We start from the raw sequence: 17,152 nt of genomic DNA, 5'->3' as shown, positions 1-17,152 counted from the left end.
CTCTTGAAGAATAGCTAATTTTTCTAAAGCGTTCAGTTTATTTCTAGGCATAGAAAATGCTCCCCCTACAGTAAACAGGTTTTATTATTTCACCTGTCTACCGTATGGGGAGCATATCAAAACCTGTTACTCCGCCTTTATTTCTGCGGTAGATCACCTGATAGGCTGGCGGGTTGGGCTCTGTTCCATTGGTATTGATATAAATGGTGAAATTATCATAGGCTTGATTTAATATGTTTGTGGAACCCCAGCCAACGAATTTCCACTTCATATTAACGATATAGTTGTTCCAAGGTGCACCCGTTTGATAATAACTTTGCCCATCTCCGATCACGGTTTGCATCACTTTATTACTTGAATCTGCGGGATCGGCAATAACGCTCAAGACGGGAGCAATTCCGCCCTTCAGACTAAAACTCGGCACAACGCCATCTTCAAAATTGAGATCTAGTCGTGTTTTGTTCTCGCTCGAGGCATCATAAGCCGGTACGGCCTGCATGGGAATTGAACCTAGCGCAGGTGCTGGCGTTCCCCCATAAACGTAGACCTGATCAAGCCAGCTTGCACCTGTACCGCTAGGAGAACCTAATTGCAAGTAGTCGAACGGGAGAGCAGTAACATCTTGATACACCTGCACGTTGTCGATATACATCGTTACACCCGTTCCCGTGTAATCCCATTTCAATTCGTGCCAACCATTGGAACGCTGTACCGTTGTGGCTTGCTCTACCCCATCGATATTTAACACATAATGATTAAAGTTTGCGCTGCCTGAATTCGCGTTTATTCCAATTCCTCTACTGTTTTCTCCGTCATCCGCTCTTGTCATCGTATAAAAGTTTTTCATGTTAAAGGGTCTGCCCGAATCATATCCGGTTGGATTGATCGCAAATGGGTCAAACATTTTAATTGAAACCACTTTATTTAAAGCTTGCGGAAACTCCCTGTATAATACAGGTTTTACAGCACCCGAATAATCCAGCATAAGAGAGCGACTGTCCTGTAACGGCGTGCCTGCCATATATAGCGTAGTCGTTTTTGGAAGCTTATTTTGATAGCTCCATTTGGCCACATCAATTTCCTTGTCCTCAAAGCTGTCTTCGAAGTAAATATCTGTAGGTTTATCGGTGGCAACCAATGGTGATTTATACTCTGCCGGATAAGCAGCAGTTACACCGATTTTATCCAATTCCATCTTGGAAGGATCAAATGTAGGATCCTGATCATAGGCTGGTCCATAATTTAAGTTTGTGTTGTCTGAGATCAGCGCTTTGTCACCATACGAAGATTGGAAATAGGAACCGCCTTCAAAATTAAAGTTCTGTGAATTAGTAGACATCACATTTTTAAAACTTAGTCCGTTTGCGCCCATATCTGTATTAATGTTGTTAGGCGTATAGTTTGTCATTGTAGGATTCGACGCTGTTTGATCAATAATAACTTGTTCGAAATAATTGCGTTTATAGTTGGGTTCGGGATCACTCCCCCTATAAATCCAACCGACAAAGAGCGAGCCGTCATCTCCGCCGTCTTGCTGGGTATCGTGTACGTACACATATTCAAAACGATTGTTATGAATATAAAAGTCATTGTAACGGTTTAAAAACTTGTCGCCGAAACCACCCACATTATTGGGATTTCTCGCATTGCCCGCCTGCAAGAGCAATCCTCGGCGAGGGCTGTTGTAAATCTCGACATGTCTTACAGTGTTTCTGCCAGCATTGTTCATTGAAATGCCTGCTGAACATAGCACCAATTCACCAACGTCATGAATGATGGAATTTTCGATCAGATTATCTCTCGAGTAGCCTTCTCCATTCATGCCTCCGTTAATAGGATCACCCGGATATCCACCCTCGATTTGAATCCCATCGTGACCGACATGCTCAATTAAACTATCTCGAATTGTAATGTTATGGTTGGCCAAATATAATGAAATGCCATTCATGCCTCCGTTTTTGATGTGAGCGCGCTCAATATTGATATAGGAGGCATAGTTCATCTTAATGATACCAACCTGAAATTGCGGACGGTCTACACCTTCGGCATAAGATGGATTGGTTGAATTCATAGCCTCGGGCGGATACTTCCCCATACCTGTACCTGTATCACCCCAGTTCCAATAAGGTGAATACCAATCAGGGAAATTGGTATCTGCGAACTTGATGCCGTTAAACTGAATGTTATGAACGGTATTATCCTTATCATTTCCTTTTAGAAGAACGATTGTTTCTACTTTAGGGATAATGACATCCAATTGTGTTATATCTTCTGTTGGATAGTAATAAAGATAACCTGTTTTTTTGTTATAGTAGAATTCTCCAGGCTGATCTAGGAATCCTAAGTTGCCTTGAACAAAGAAAGAACTATGGTGCCCAACCGTAAAGCGAGGTCTGTTAAATTCAGGTTTTTCCGGATCCGTTTTGAAAGTAAACTTGCCTGTGGTATAGCTGCTAAGCATTAGTGTATTGCTTTCCCAATGTCGATCTCCGCCGTAATCATCTGTAAACACCTGCGCGTCAAAGTCACCGCGAGCCATGGCATGAATCATTCCGTTTCTTGTGTCAACATCCAGAATAGAGTCGTTAAAAGTCATAGATGTCACGTTGGAGCCGCCTGCCCCGCCGCCAGTCGTTCTGTAATAGTCGCTAAATGAGCTAGGGAAATCAGGGCGTTTATTTAAGTTTGGTGAACGAGCCATCATTTGTCTGGTATCGTTCACATAAAGCGTATTAAAGTTTTTGCTTGGATAATCGCCAGTGCCGACAAATGATTTATAGACCATACCCGAAATACTGTCTGGTAAATCTCCATCCGGGTCTGCTGTTGGATCAACTGTACCGTTAACTAAGGTCCATGAGTTAGGGTCCACCTTTTCTCCGCCAATAAAATGAACAGTATCAAGTCCATCCATTTCACGATAAATAATGTCATGACCGTTTGTTCCAGAATCCGCAACACCAAATTCTACTGTGTTCGTCATGTAGTACTCACCGGCTGCAAAAAAAACATAAATATCGCCTGTCATATTACTGTTAATTTTCGCAACAGCCTTACGAGCGCCATCTAAAGTAGCAAGCGGCTGTTCATAGGTTCCTGGGTTTGCGTCATTACCTGTCGGTGATACAAAGATCTCTGCTTGAATGTTGCCATGTACTAGCGTCTCGGCCTGCACGTTGGCTGCCGACAATCCAAACATAGTTAAAGTCATAGTTACCGCAAGAACGATACTCAGTAATCTCTTGAGCATACATACATCTTTCCTCTCATTTTTATTATTGCCCCATCTATTACTTGCCATATTGCAACATCCCCAAGATCATCATTACCGCTTCTGCCCTCGTTGCATGCTCATTCGGTGCGAAGAGATTATTACCACGCCCCTTAATGATCCCTGCTTCATACGCCGCGGTTACGGATGGTCTCGCCCACTCAGCAATTTTGTCCACATCGGCGAACGGTGACTTCGCATTCGGATCGACCTTGAGTCCAAGTGCACGAACAATCATTACCGCCATTTCTGAACGGGTGATGTTTTGATCCGGACGGAACGAGTTATCATCATAGCCATTCAAGATTCCTGCCGCTATCGTTCGTGAGATGGAAGGTCTCGCCCATGCCGGGATCTCATTCAGATCGGCGAAAGGCAGATCTTGTTCGTCCCCTTCCAGCTTCAATGCACGACTCAACATGACCGCAAATTCGCTGCGTGTTGTTTGCTCATTCGGTTGGAATGTGCCATCATCATAGCCTGTGATGAATCCAAGCTTAATCGCTTCTTGGATAGACGCTTTCGCCCAGTGACCCGAAATGTCGGTTAATCCGTTGACAGGATCAGAACCGCCATTCGTTGGCTGTTCTCCCTTGTCGCTTTTCACATTAGCCTTCACGCTTTCACGACTTGACACCACTGTGGACTCAAGCTTGGAATTCACAAGCTTCAAGCTTGAAAGCGAAATAAGAGCCGAATCCATAGCAACCGCCCTAAAGGTTAACGTAGCAAGAGTCGCATTTCCATTCTTGCCTGCTGTGTTTCCAATTTGTGTATGCGCTAACTGAATGGTGTTCCCTTTCAAAATCGGTTCTACCGTGAACCCTGTACTCCCGCTGTCTGAGCTCACAAATTTCAGTCGTTTCGAATCGTAAGTTAAATTAATTTCATAGGCGTATAAATCATTAAGCTTTGTTCCATTCACTTTGACTTGAAAGGTTTGATTTACGGTTGGCGTGTTATTCATGATGGATAGAGTAAAGGCAGGATCTTTGTCTGCGAACGCAGCTTTCGGGGGCAAGACGGAAACATACAGTAACATTGCTAGACTGAACACAAAGAGTTTACGGATCATAGATCAATTCATCCTTTCAAATGTTGGGATTTCACCATACTCCTCTCTTGGTAAGCTGAGCATAACAATCCGGTAATCGACTGAATACACAAAAAAATCTACTATTCTCTAATAATTCCTCCGCTCTGTTATTTGAAAAGAACGAATTTCACTGTTTTTTAACACTTGGGAGACACCTCCCACCATTCAATGACATTTGCAGTTCCGATTGCCTATACGGTATAAGTAGCTTCGAAAGCTTTCGTTGCAGCCATTGCATGAATTAAAGTATCTATTGCTTCATCCTGATGTTATCTTTGAATAACTATTTGTTTTCACACTGCGTACAACGATTAATGACTCTTTGAAGATTTAATTAGTTTTTAGAGATGTCTTGTGTCGAAAAACTAAGAGAATGATGAATTTGTTTGTTGAGGAGAGTAATCCTTCTAACTACACTTAAGGAAGACAGCAATGCAACAAAACGAAGGAGGCAGACTCTATCGAGTTAATGGAAAACCAATTCGTATGAACAGATTTACAGACTTGCTGTTGAATAGGCCATTACAATTTTAGGGGGATACCAATGAAAAAACTTTCTACGATGTTGATCAGCTTATCTCTTGTTTCGGCAATGATCATGTCTGGATGCTCGAATGCAGATTCTAACTCTACCAACAACTCTAAAAACAATCCTTCTGCTCCAGCAACGGAGACTAAGGCGCCAGACAAAGAAAATGAAAAACCCGTCGAGCTGAACTTCTACATGATGAACGGACCTGTCAATGAGTCTGACCGCATTATGAAGAAAGCTAACGAAATTATTGAAGAAAAAATTAATGCCAAATTGAATTTCGTTATGATTGACGGCAGCACATACGCTGAAAAAATGAACTTGATGATCAATTCCGGCGACGACTGGGATCTTGCTTTCACTGCATTCTGGGGTGGTATTAACTTCTTCGAAAACGCTGCCAAAGGCGCGTATGCAGACTTAACTGATCTTCTGCCTACACTCGCTCCAGAAACGTATTCCCGAATCCCTCAAGGTCTATGGGATGGTGTGAAAGTAGACGGTAAAATTTACGCATCTGTCAATTATCAGCAATATGGCGTTGCTAAGCGCAACGGCTTTTACTTCCGCGAAGATGTTGCGAATGAAGTAGGATTTGACTGGAAGGCTGTTAAAGGAAAGCCAACAATAGAAGCTCTCCAATTGATCGGACCGTTCCTTGGCGATGCGCTGGCTAAGCATCCTGATATGATCGGATGGGAGACTAGCTCGATTCATAGCTTCTTTGCCAATGAGCCGCTTTACTGGAATATGGAGCCTGTAGGGGATTTGACAACTCCAGGCTGGATCAATCTTGATGATCCGACCAAAGTTATTAACCAATTTGAGACGCCTGAGTTCGCTCAATACGCAGAAATTATGCGTGACTGGTACAATAAAGGCTATGTTCGCAAAGATGGTGCAACGGTCAAAGATACGTCCCCTGATCGCAAAGCTGGTAAAATGATCGCTGCGTATGGCTATGGCTGGCCTGACAGCGTCGATCTTCCTGGTCAAGTGTTTGGGATGTCCATGACGGAAGCCAAAAATGCTCCTGCTGTTTCCGTATCGACTACACGTACACTCATTTCAGCTGGAGCTGGCTCCAATGCAGCCATTGCTGTCAATTCCGAATCCAAAAATATTGAAAAGGCCGTACAGCTGATTGAGCTGCTGAACACGGACGATGATTTATACAAACTCATTACATTGGGTGAAAAAGACGTTGACTACAAATTCGACGAAAATGGCAACTTCACTCAACTTGAAGGCAAATACAATTTCAACTGGAATGACTGGCAAATCGGTCAATCGTACAGCCCAACATTCAACAGAAATGAATATAACCAAAATGAAGCTGGCGAAATGTCCAAAAAAGCGATGACCATCGTGTATGAAAATGATAAGACAGCAGATGTTTCGCCATTGTCAGGCTTTGTATTTGACCCATCGCCTGTAAAAACGCAAATAGCCAACGTCTCTTCCGTGACTTCCGAGATGATTCCGGCCATTAGCAATGGATCGATTGACCCGACTACTGCCGTGCCTAAGTTCCTTGAGCGTTTAAAAACGGCTGGCGTAGATGACATCATCAAAGAAAAACAAGCTCAATACGACGCTTGGAGAAGCAAATAATCTCGTACTCATAAAAAAACCGGTGTATCGATATGATCGAACACCGGTTCTTTTTATTAAATTTCTCCTCATTTAACCATCTTGCGGATTCGAATGATCTTACTTTGAAAATCCCCTCTAAGCTCAACCTTAATTCCAACTGTCATTAATGCTTTGCCGCTGAGAGCTTGCTCTCTGTCATCTACCCGATACAATGTCTGTTCATCCAAGCCCTGTAATCGAATACGAGGAAGCTCATTATCAAAGGAATTGGAGTGTAAGAATGCAAATACAACCGCTTCTTCTCGACTAGGACTTACATACATCACAGATGCCAAATGGCTTTCCCTAACAGAAAGCAATCTATATTGATCGCCTTCCTGGATGATCGGCCTTATTTCTTTATATAACTGAATCCATTTTGCTGCTTCCCTGCTATCTTCGTCACCCCACTTTAGCAAGTTGTCCCCAATGCCCAAATTTCCCGTCATCGCGCTATGAAAACGATACGCCAAAGAAAGCTTTCTGTTATTGACCCAGTTCACTTCATCCGAAACCCATGCTTCCATAATTTTTGCACAATATGCATATGAGAATCCCTCTTGAATTCGCAGCCGATCAAATGCATCCGTATTATCGCTCGGCCATGCTTGGTCGAAGTATTGCAAGATTCCCATGTCCACGCGACCGCCCCCGCCGGAACAAGATTGGAAAATGACTGTCGGATGCTTTGCCTTCAGTTTTTCGACAATCTCGTATAACCCCCAAGCATGACGCACCCAAATTTCCTTTTGTTCTTCTGGTGGCGCGGAAGGGAAGCCTGGCTCGCTAAAGTTTCGATTCATATCCCATTTGATAAACGCAATCTGATGCTTCGTAAGAAGACTGTCGATACAATCAAATATATATTGCCTTACATCCGCCCTTGCAAGATTTAAGATAAGTTGATTTCTAATTTGCGTCGGCTCTCTCGTTTCAAAATGATACACCCATTGCGGATGCGCCCGATACAGTTCACTGTCGGGATTTACCCCCTCAGGTTCAATCCACAATCCAAATTCCATCCCCAAATCATTGACCTTACGAATTAAGCTTTGAAGTCCATTCGGAAACTTATCTTCATTAATAAACCAATCACCTAGTCCTGCTCGATCGGAATGACGGGCGCCAAACCAGCCGTCATCCACCACGAATAATTCCACGCCAATCTTGGCGGCAATCTCTGCCAGCTTCGTCTGTTGTTCTTCGTTGACATCAAACCATGTAGCATCCCATGAATTGTAGAGAACTTTCCGCAGCTTGTTCCTGTTCACTTCAGGCAGCACGTACTTCCGTTGATAGTCGTGAAGATTGCGGCTTGCTTGGCCGAAGCCTTGGTTGACATACCCGACTATGTACTTCGGTGTACAAAAACGTTCGTCAGGCTTTAGATTCCAACAAAAATCAAAATCGTTTATCCCTGCGCTAATCTTCACCATATTGAACTTGTCTTTTTCAAACACGATCTTCCAATTACCGCTAAACGCTAAAGCACCGTAGTAGACTTCGCCCGTATGTTCATCCGCCTTTCCACCTTGGTCCAACATAAAAAAAGGATTCGCAAAGTGACTGGTCGTTCCTCTTCTGCTCTCCAATACAAGCTTCGTGTCCGGCATCATCACTCTGTCCAATTGTGTTTCTGCAGGCCAGCGCCCAGCCAAATAAGTCAGTCTATAATCCTTCTCTCTGGGGACATAAAAGGAACCTGTCAACGCTTGTTCCAGGGTAATGTTGGTTTCACCATCATTCACAATCTCGCAATATCGTTCAATGAGATCACAATCGGGGATCACCTTATAATAAAGCTTTACCTCCAAGGGATAGTGTGTATCCCTTAACAGCAATACGAGTGTATGTTCTGAGATTTCGAAATCAACAAAGGCCAAATCAACATCCCTAACATGATCATGAAACGTAGCCTTCAAGCTGGGCTCCGTAAACTTCACCTTCCCCCAGCCCATAAATTCCTCTTCGCTTAACTCGCTTCCAAGCGTATAAGGAAACGCCGCTACACGATCGGCGCTAGCATAATCAGAAAGATAAGGCAGCTTTTCTCCGCAATAAATATGATTGATCGTACCCAGCTCACTTAAGCCTAGTACGTAGGAGATATGATCGCCTTCAAGGACCCATATATTTTTCGAAGCGTCATGTCGTATCATCTTATTTCCTCCTCACTTACTTTCTACTATGCGGCAAGTCTGATCTATCTTTAGTGGGATAGAAAAGACCGATCCTAAGGGACATCGAATCTCCGAACAGATTCCATCTATTTCTAACGTTAATCTCTCCGATCCAAATTGGTTTTCCAACTGGATCGCACATGCTAACTCCGCTTCAAGCTCCACGTATTCCAGCTTTCCTCCAATCATTTTTGCCGATACTAGAATACCCATTTCTCCGCGTAAGCCTTGAAATTCAGCCCCATTCTTACGCCACGTGACTGGTATGGCCGGAAATAACCGAATAGCGCCCAGGTTGGTTTGCAGAAGCATTTCTTGCAAAGCGTCTGCTGCAGCCATATTTCCTTCCAATGTAAACGGGCGATAGTGCGATTGCGTTAGCCCCGTTTTCTTGTAATCTCCATTCAAATGAAAGCCGTTCGGTGAACATGTATGTTCCCAGAATTGCTGCAGATGATAACGAGCTGCTGCTCCATTTCCTTGTCGAGTATATAAGGCTGCCATCCAGGCAAACGAGTAGCCTACCCACTTCGCTTTCCCCAGCGATTCCAAATGAGCAATCGTATCGTCAATGATTTGTTTTTCCGCTGCTGAGCGATCATATTGTAATAACTTTAGCGGATAGATGGCCATTGCATGAGAATGATGCCGATGGCTATCCGTTAAATTCTCGTCAGGACTAATCCTAAGACCAGATTCGTTAGCAGCCAGTTCATCGAATTGGCTTAGAACACCTGCCCACTTTGCCCGCTCCGCTCCCTTATCCAAAAGCTCCGCCATCTGCTCCAGACGTGTAAACAAATAGATGAGCAGTGATAAGTCATAATTGCTATTAGGCGTTAGCCAAGCCTCCAAGCGATCATCATGGATCTCAGGCGAACTGGAGACTGCCAGGCGCAGCTTGCCATCCCTACCGGGATGAAGAAGGGATAATATGCACTCTGCCGTTTCTCTCAAATAAACATAAGCTTTATGCTCCAAAAATTCACGATTGCCTGTATACATCCAGTAATGGTCGAATGCCTGGCATAACCAAATTTGATTCGTCGGGCTAAGCGAGTACATAGGCCAGCCCCCCAGAGGTTTTCCATCAATGGCCATGACGGATGGCAAGTTGATCCCTGGCGTTTCAAAAAACGAATCGGCAAATTCGCGGGCGGCCGGCCTTAATTCCCATAAGAAATCCAGAAAGCTCTCGCCTTCCTCCAAATGATTGGCTTTCAAATAGTGCCAGTAGCTTAATTCGGTATTCAGGTCGTGGTGGTAGTCTCCCTTCCATGGAGGCAGCAACCCTTCATCCGCTGTCCATACACCTTGCAGCGGCATCGGCGGAGCGCCTTTGCGCGAGCAAGAACCGAATAAGTAATTCGTCCAATACCACTGCTTTTCAAACTCGAATTCGGATAGAGTCATCGCGCTTTTTTGCCAATAGCTGTCCCACCATCGTGCATGAGAGGAGTAGGATTTTGTATAACCGCTATGAATGGCTTCCCTTACCTTGCGTCTTGCTTGTTCAAACCAATCCGCGCCATCCAAGCTCGCCGCAATCGTATATACCCATTCGATTTCACATTCGTTTTTTTGCTTTTTCTGAGCGACGATCGCATACTTCAAACGATGATTTGTTCCCTGTCGGAACCAAACCGTATCCTGTTCATGACCAAGCTCTGCTTTGGGATAACCAAGCGATGCCAGTTGCAAGTCTAAGGTGGAACTCTTATTTTCTCTTTCCAGCAAATTGCCAGAATAATCAGGAGGAACAAGCCGCAACTGAACATCATTCGCTTTATTTCCAGTTAGACGGATATACCCCAATTCATTGTCGGCATGCAGATACGTTTCGAGTTGATACGTCTCGCCTTCTACGACCCACTCGACACGCGCAGTCGCAGTCCTAATATTCAGACTACTTGTCATGCGTTCGGCAGCAGAACCGCACCATAATTCAATACGCCCCGCTGGCAATTTCGTAGGGTTGGGGTAGACGCTGAAAAAATCGCTAAACTTACTTTCTATTTCAGCTTGATTTTTTTCCTTAATAAGTTCAATTAATTTCTTATACGTAAAATCGTTATCCAGTACCTCAGGGGCCAATCTTGTATCCCATAAATCTCCACGATCCAAACTAAGACGGATGGGAGCGCCGTCGCCCCAGACTAAACAGCCCGTTAAACCATTCCCCAAAGGAAGTGCCTCGTCCCAACGGTTAATGGATTCATGAAACAGCATATCGTGCTGCTCGGCAGGCATTTTTCTCTGCTTATTCGCCATTGTGCACCTCGCATATTGATTTATCTTAAAACTCTATTGCCTTAAACGTAAAAATTTCATTGGCATCCATCCATATTTCGGAGAAACAGGCGCTAGTCAGCTGTTGCCATCGTGCTTCAACAGATTAATTAAATGGAAAAGGCAACGAGCAATAGATCGTTGCCTTTAAGATGTTTCCCTTGTTCATCATTAGTTAAATAGCTTTTGTTTATCGAAGAGACGATACAACTCCTGCCTATGTTCTTCGTTAAAGCTAACGCCATCGCAATAAGAGATGTTTTTTCTTAAAGAGCGCAGAGACGCAGTCCCCATTAACGTGACATGAATATCCGGATTGCTCAAACTAAAGCGCATGGCTGGCTCGATCAAGCCTTTAGGTTCGGATGTACGTAAAAACTTAATCATTTCCAGTCTACGCGCAACATCGGTCTGATTCTCCTCTTCCAGAAAGTGAGCCGGTGCATCGGCGAGAACGCCCATGCCAAGGACGCTGCCGTTTATTACGCCTATTCCCATTTCTTTAGCCAGCGGCATCACTTCGTCTTTGGCTGTATGATCAATAAGCATGTAGCGGGAATAAAATTGAATACTATCGAACAATCCTGTTTTCATGTACCGCATCAATAGTGGTAATTGACGCGTCGTTACGCCAAGGTAACGAATTTTCCCATCTTCTTTTAACCTCTGCAGCGCTGGAATCGTTTCTTCGATAATCGTTTCCCAAGGTTGATATTCCACATCATGGATTTGCAACAAATCGATCCAATCCGTTTGCAGTCGTTGCAGACTTTGTTCCACCGACTGAATCGTACTTGCATAATCGTATTGGCGATCAGAACGAACGGCCTTCGTTGCCAGAACAACTTGGTTGCGTCTCCCTCCAGCCAGTGCCTTGCCGATTCTACGCTCCGATTCGCCGTCTCCATACATAGGTGCAGTATCAATGAAATTAATATCCGCATCTAATGCTTCATGAATTAATTGCTCCACCTCTGCCTCGTCCGTTTGACCATATACGCCTCCAAGAGGTGCGCCGCCTAAACCGAGCTTGGAAACTGTAAGTCCCGTGTTTCCGAATCTTGTAAATTCCATAACATCATCCTTCTTCTATTGATGTCTGGTTGCCTTATTGTACTCTTCCTTGCAACAGGGACTGGTGTTCCTCTTGCCAAGGCATATGATAGGTTGGTTGATTCACGTAACGTTCCATTGAGGCCCGTAAAGTGATGCTCGTTCCTGCTGGAAGAGACACTTGTACGTACTTATCCTCAACTGTTACAAGTTCTGTTACCTCGCCCTTTTGATTCATGATCCCAACTTCAATAAATCGATGTTCCCCGAACATGCCTGCTTGTATAATCAGTTCCTGATCCTCGAATAAACTCGTATTCACGAGATGAACAGTAGCAGAATCCGCTGTCAGCTTCTCCACCAAAGCGGAGATCCCAGCAGGCAATCCAGGCCGTTTTGCTCCAACGTCAAAGTAACGTACGCGGCCATGCTGTAAGCCACCGTGTGAATTATGCATCGGAGCTCCTAACGTTAACTGCACTAGTCCTTCAAAATATATCGGACACATTTCTTGCCATGCATGGATGCTGGAGAAGTCACCTTCGCTGAACTGCTGCGACCAATGATGCGGATCGCCTTCCGGTGAACGCATTTTGGCAAGTTGCCATCCAATTAGCTCATAGTTTGCGGATAAAATTCGCTCTGGATAATCTGGATTAAGCCCGCGAATATATTGATACCACGGCTGCATGTTACCGATATAGTGCTTCGTATTTCGGCCCGTGCTCTTATCGGTACCTGACATTCTGGGAACGAGTACATCGTTCCAATTGTGGTTTTTGGGGATGCGTTCTACACGTTCAAGATCTTCTTCGGCCATCGACATAAACCATAAATAGACTGGATATTGTGGATTTGATTCACGATAATCTGTCCAACCGTTATCGAAATGTTTGTACGGAACGAGCCATTTATCACCATGCCATTGTCGTAGTTCCCAATTGCGGTCAAGCTGCTCTCTGGCAAGCTGCAATTTCCTCATATCCCCAGTTAGCATGACGGCATTCATACAAGCATTCGTAATCGGCTCGATAATCGTCAGAAAACCATGAGGCCATCGCCAGCCATAATATCCGCCCCACCATTTGCCGTCGTTATACTGTCCGATCTCGCCGGACAAACCAATATTGTCAGGGATAATGCCGCCATTCTCCTTCGTTCTTTCTTCCCAAGACGTTAAATACGAAATCGCAGTTTCTCTAAATCGTTCATCGCCCGTATGAAGAAATGCATTCGCAAGCAGGCTTGTCACATTCAAATTAAGCGGAACATCACCGCTATTCATGCGCTCATTCATCATCCGAATAATATGCTTATACGTTGTATCATCCGACCATGGACACTTATGGCTGGCAAAATCTACACCTGGAATATCTTCGAACGGAGCCAAATAATCATCCAAAATACCGCGATGCGTGCTCCAATCTTCTTCCGTTACTTGAAATCGCGGTCCTGTACTGCCCGTTAGCGGAGAACGGATGAGCTGTTTTTCTTTATCATAGTTAGGAGCATCCGGATCATCGCCGGTATACATATTGGCAAAGCGCACAGCACGCTGGCGATCTTTCGGTGTAGTTGGCCCCGCTAAACCGAGGAAGTAGAAATAGAGATAACCTTCGCCATGATGCATCCAATCATAATAACGATCAAATTCTCGGTCAATTTGTCCGTATTCCGTCCATTGCCATGTGATACCATCCCAAATTTTGCGTGATTGCTCATGTAACTCAGCACTGCCGCCAAGGACGTACAGAAGTGCCAAGTTCATAAAGCCTTCATAGGGATCATCTGAGCCGTCCATGCCTGGCCAATCACTGCGCCAAATTAAGGTGCCGTCAGAATGTGTGTAACGCGCAATGAATTGCTGAGCCGCTTGGTTAAGAGTTCGAAACAACTGTTGCTGCTGCAACGCCCATTGCGGCGGCGCCGCTTGCTCGGATGACATGATTCGGACAGGTTTTCTATCCAGCTGATTCGAATTCATAATGGCTCTTCCTCTCTTACATTCTGATTAGGCTAGCTCGGCAAAATCTTGCAGATTCACTTTAGGCTCCTTCGTCCCATGCAATTCGAAAATAACAAGTTCGTTTTCACCTTCGCGTAATAGCGGAGCCGGAATATACAATGTTTTTTGCGGCCCGACTTCCCAAAATCGCCCTAGATTGAATCCGTTAATGTAAGCGACCCCTTTGGTCCAGCCTTCCAATTTCAAGAATGTGTCGCCCATTTCCGCTACCTGGAACTTCCCTTTATAGAAAGTAGGCGTAAACGATCCATGCGGCTTAGCATCCTCAAATACGAGCTTGGATACATCATTTAATGGGAGCGTATGAATCGTCCAATCATACAGAAATTGCAATCCGAGACGTACGCCTTCCGTTATTCCTTTTGGATCTTTTAATTTAAATCCGTAATTGATACGTCCTTGATTCTCGACAAGTATGCTTAATACCGCGCCTTCAGCTGGGATATCCAGCACAAGATCTCCATCTACGATGTCCGGTCCTGTATGATGCTTATTGCGTTCTATGACGCCTTGATAGACTCCATCCAAGAAGACGAGCGCACGGTCTCTCACTTCTTGAATCGCTACTTTCGCTTGGGAGACAGGTCCTGTAATGCGCGTCGTGTACAATATAAAACCGTAATCCTGACCAAATCTCTCCATCGATTCCGGATAAGCGCTCTGGATTGGCGTTGTTAATATGTCTAGCGAATCAAACAATTGTGTTTGCTCGCTCAAATGAACTTCTCCATAATTATTCTTGGCGATTGGAGCAGGTAACGCGATCTCCTCGATGTCAGCATACTTTGCAATCACATCACGAACAGCTTTATACTTTTCCGTAATGTCGCCGGATTCATTCAACAAAGCATCGTAATCATAGCTCGTTACCGTTGGTTCGTATTTGGCTAGATCGTTTGCACCGTTATAAAACCCGAAATTCGTCCCACCGTGAAACATATAGAAATTAACGGATGCCCCAGCTTTCAACATTTCATCCAGGGCTTCTGCCGCATCTTCAGGTGACCGAACATGATGTCCTTTATCCCAATGATCAAACCAGCCATTCCAAAACTCCATACAAACAAGCGGCTTATTCGGTTGATACTCCAGCAGCTTTCCGAACGCTTCATCTGCCCTCGAACCAAAATTAACGGTAGCTAAAACATCTGGGAGCAGCGTCCCCCCTTGCAGGTTGCTGTCGGTGTAGCCATCCGATGTGAATAAGAGAACGTCTACTCCTCGATCAAGGATGGACTGTTTCAAATACGTCATATAACTTCTGTCGTTTCCGTAGCTCCCGTACTCATTCTCGATCTGCATGGCGATAATCGGCCCGCCGTTTGTACATAAATAAGGTAAAAGTTTAGGGATCAGTACATCGTAATAGGCATCGATCTTAGCCAGATAGGTAGGATGACTGCAACGCAAACGGATGTGATCTTCCTTCAAAAGCCAAGAAGGCAATCCCCCGAATTCCCATTCGGCGCAAATATACGGGCTGGGGCGCACGATTACGAACAGATCTTGCTTATCCGCCAACTGGATGAAACGAATGATGTCCGCCATATACTCAAAGTTAAATATACCTTCAACTGGCTCATGAACATTCCATGGAACGTAGATTTCCACCGCATTCAAACCGCAAGCTTTTAATTTGATTAAGCGGTCCTCCCAATATTCCGGCACGACGCGAAAGTAATGGATGGCCCCAGATAAGATCCGAATGGGTTTGCCATCATATACGAATTGTTTTCCTTCAATTGTAAAATTGGACATGATTGCTCTCCTTCGAAAGGATCTATTATTGATCTCTTTTTAATTCATGGATATAGTCAGCCATGATGATCACTTTGCTTTCCAGACGTGATTTTTCTGCAGCGAAAGCAATGAGATGACTTTTCACGGAAACATCTGCACTTGTAAGCCCTTCTTCCTGCCCATCGTTCCGTACAAGCCGGACAAAATCTCGCATGATGCCCGTATCTCCGCCGCCATGTCCCGCTGCGTCCGTATTCAAATTAATGGTCTTTGTCTCCCTAGTAGAGAAGCTCGTGACTTCAATAATGTTTTTTTCCATGTCAGCTCTGATTTGGCCAAGACTTCCCATTAGCTTCACTGAACGCCCGCCCTCATAAGTAAAGGCGCTCATCGTGAACGCAACCGTCACTTCATTGGCGAATTCCATATTCACTACTTGATGATCGACTACATTGTTGTCGCAATGATACACGCATCTGCCGTAAGGGCCTTTTTCAAGCGATTGAAGTACACCTTCGTCACTCGTATCGTTGCTGACAACAGAGCGAAGCACTTCACCGACCCAATCATCGCGTTCGATATACATTCTTGGCGCATAATAGGGGCAAGTATCTTGCACGGGACAACCGTCCAAACAATACATCGGCGCACCTTCTGGCGCACTTTCTTGGCGAAAATGAGTTAATGACCCAAAGGATGAAACCTTCGTACACTCCGCATCTACAAGATACTGAATAATATCCATATCATGACAGCTTTTGGCCAAGATCATTGGGCTTGACTCTTGTGCATCTCTCCAGTTTCCTCGTACAAAACTATGCGCTTGATGACGATGCTCGACGTTTTCCGTATGTTGAATGGTGATCAGCTTGCCAATTTCCCCATCTGTAATTATCTTTTTAATGGTTGCAAAAAAGTCCGTATATCTAAGCACATGGCAAATCGAAAACACGCGATTATACCTCTTGGCATATTCCCCCATAATCACGCATTCTTGCGGATCGGGTGACATCGGCTTTTCCATTAGCACATGATACCCTTTCTCTAATGCTAGCAACGCAGGTTCATAATGCATCTTATCTTGCGTACAGATAAGGATCGCATCGGCTAGCTTCGGTTCTGCAAGCAGCTCCTCCCAGCCAGGAAAACACTGTTCATCCGCAATTTGATGCGCTTGTTGGAATCGTTCTCTGCGATCAGCATCGCGATCCGCAACTGCAACAAATTGAATATCTTCTGGATGCTGAAGCGCATAAGGGGCGTATGCGCCCGCTCCTCTTTGTCCAGCCCCGACTAATACTGCAGTAATTTTTTTCATATATGCTTTCTC

At 44.6% G+C, this 17,152-nt stretch carries 9 protein-coding genes; 1 reads left to right on the top strand and 8 read right to left on the bottom strand.

Translation table 11 applies throughout. The annotated features are described in order from the left end of the window. Positions 1-97 precede the first annotated feature (97 nt). The gene (locus RB620_RS18600; protein ID WP_308096825.1) at positions 98-3,301 is read right to left on the bottom strand and encodes a right-handed parallel beta-helix repeat-containing protein; all 3,204 of its coding nucleotides are present in this window, start codon (positions 3,299-3,301) and stop codon (positions 98-100) included. After that, positions 3,291-4,346: an S-layer homology domain-containing protein gene (locus RB620_RS18595; RefSeq protein WP_308096823.1), complete on the bottom strand. Its 1,056-nt coding sequence runs from the start codon at positions 4,344-4,346 to the stop codon at positions 3,291-3,293. The genes RB620_RS18600 and RB620_RS18595 overlap by 11 nt, the downstream gene beginning before the upstream one ends. A 565-nt stretch (positions 4,347-4,911) precedes the next feature. Between RB620_RS18595 and RB620_RS18590 the strand changes: the two genes are divergently transcribed. After that, positions 4,912-6,513 (top strand): ABC transporter substrate-binding protein, encoded by a 1,602-nt coding sequence (locus RB620_RS18590; protein ID WP_308096821.1) that lies wholly within the window; start codon positions 4,912-4,914, stop codon positions 6,511-6,513. A gap of 68 nt (positions 6,514-6,581) precedes the next feature. Here RB620_RS18590 and RB620_RS18585 read toward each other — a convergent pair whose 3' ends face one another. The 6 genes from RB620_RS18585 to RB620_RS18560 all read right to left on the bottom strand — a co-directional run bounded on the left by RB620_RS18585 (position 6,582) and on the right by RB620_RS18560 (position 17,140). Then, the gene (locus RB620_RS18585) at positions 6,582-8,693 is read right to left on the bottom strand and encodes an alpha-galactosidase (protein ID WP_308096819.1); all 2,112 of its coding nucleotides are present in this window, start codon (positions 8,691-8,693) and stop codon (positions 6,582-6,584) included. Between the two features lie 12 nt (positions 8,694-8,705). Further along, positions 8,706-10,985 carry a glycosyl hydrolase family 95 catalytic domain-containing protein gene (locus RB620_RS18580; protein ID WP_308096817.1) on the bottom strand — a complete coding sequence of 760 codons (2,280 nt, stop codon included), beginning with the start codon at positions 10,983-10,985 and terminating at the stop codon, positions 8,706-8,708. Between the two features lie 189 nt (positions 10,986-11,174). Beyond that, a complete protein-coding gene (locus tag RB620_RS18575) occupies positions 11,175-12,077 on the bottom strand; it encodes an aldo/keto reductase (RefSeq protein ID WP_308096815.1) in 903 nt (300 codons plus the stop codon). Between the two features lie 34 nt (positions 12,078-12,111). Then, on the bottom strand, positions 12,112-14,040 hold the full coding sequence (locus RB620_RS18570) for a DUF8034 domain-containing protein (RefSeq protein WP_308096813.1): 1,929 nt from the start codon (positions 14,038-14,040) through the stop codon (positions 12,112-12,114). 27 nt (positions 14,041-14,067) lie between these two features. After that, a complete protein-coding gene (locus tag RB620_RS18565; protein ID WP_308096811.1) occupies positions 14,068-15,840 on the bottom strand; it encodes a glycoside hydrolase family 35 protein in 1,773 nt (590 codons plus the stop codon). Positions 15,841-15,865: 25 nt separating this feature from the next. Continuing rightward, a complete protein-coding gene (locus RB620_RS18560; RefSeq protein WP_308096809.1) occupies positions 15,866-17,140 on the bottom strand; it encodes a Gfo/Idh/MocA family protein in 1,275 nt (424 codons plus the stop codon). Between the last annotated feature and the right edge of the window lie 12 nt (positions 17,141-17,152).

Origin of the sequence: Paenibacillus sp. LHD-117 (assembly GCF_030929555.1) — a bacterium.
GTDB lineage: Bacteria > Bacillota > Bacilli > Paenibacillales > Paenibacillaceae > Pristimantibacillus.
The sequence above is the reverse complement of the archived record's forward strand: the minus strand, read 5'-3'. Positions and strand labels throughout refer to the sequence as shown.

Excerpts from the sequence above, each read along its gene's own strand:
- RB620_RS18600 (WP_308096825.1), bottom strand. The coding sequence starts at position 3,301 with ATGGCAAGTAATAGATGGGGCAATAATAAAAATGAGAGGAAAGATGTA.
- RB620_RS18595 (WP_308096823.1), bottom strand. The coding sequence starts at position 4,346 with ATGATCCGTAAACTCTTTGTGTTCAGTCTAGCAATGTTACTGTATGTT.
- RB620_RS18590 (WP_308096821.1), top strand. The coding sequence starts at position 4,912 with ATGAAAAAACTTTCTACGATGTTGATCAGCTTATCTCTTGTTTCGGCA.
- RB620_RS18585 (WP_308096819.1), bottom strand. The coding sequence starts at position 8,693 with ATGATACGACATGACGCTTCGAAAAATATATGGGTCCTTGAAGGCGAT.
- RB620_RS18580 (WP_308096817.1), bottom strand. The coding sequence starts at position 10,985 with ATGGCGAATAAGCAGAGAAAAATGCCTGCCGAGCAGCACGATATGCTG.
- RB620_RS18575 (WP_308096815.1), bottom strand. The coding sequence starts at position 12,077 with ATGGAATTTACAAGATTCGGAAACACGGGACTTACAGTTTCCAAGCTC.
- RB620_RS18570 (WP_308096813.1), bottom strand. The coding sequence starts at position 14,040 with ATGAATTCGAATCAGCTGGATAGAAAACCTGTCCGAATCATGTCATCC.
- RB620_RS18565 (WP_308096811.1), bottom strand. The coding sequence starts at position 15,840 with ATGTCCAATTTTACAATTGAAGGAAAACAATTCGTATATGATGGCAAA.
- RB620_RS18560 (WP_308096809.1), bottom strand. The coding sequence starts at position 17,140 with ATGAAAAAAATTACTGCAGTATTAGTCGGGGCTGGACAAAGAGGAGCG.